Raw genomic sequence first — 407 nt, 5'->3', positions numbered from 1 at the left:
GCACGCTGTCGGCGTAGAGCCGGCCGAGGCGCTTGACCTGGTCGTACTCGCCGCGGGCCAGCAAGGCATTGAGCAGGTAGTAGGCCAGTTGCTGCTCCTCGTCGGTGTGGCGCTCGACGTACTCCCAGAGCAGGTCGATGGCCTCGTCGTCGGCGGAGCAGGCCTGTAGCGCCGAGGCGGCCACTTCGCGCAAGGCGGTGTCGTCGGGCCGCTCGGCCAGCGCCTGGAGCAGCCACTGCACTTCTTTCTCCGGGTTGCGCGGCGCGTCTTCGCTGCCCTGAGCAGCCAGCCAGTCGAGCAACTCCGCAGCCGGCACCGGCAGCTCCTGCTGCTGCGGCGCGGCATCGATCTCCTCCCTCAACCCGGCGAGCAACTGGCTGGCGCCCCGATCGCGCTGCAACTGTTGA

At 69.5% G+C, this 407-nt stretch carries 1 protein-coding gene; it reads right to left on the bottom strand.

Annotated elements, in window-relative coordinates; genetic code table 11:
• Positions 1-407: tetratricopeptide repeat protein (locus L6762_RS11900; protein ID WP_237187498.1), on the bottom strand; the 407-nt coding region annotated here is incomplete at both ends.

This window comes from Rothia nasimurium (genome assembly GCF_928381705.1).
In the GTDB taxonomy this organism is placed as follows: domain Bacteria; phylum Actinomycetota; class Actinomycetes; order Actinomycetales; family Micrococcaceae; genus Rothia; species Rothia nasimurium_G.
This window is presented reverse-complemented; position numbering and strand designations above follow the sequence as displayed.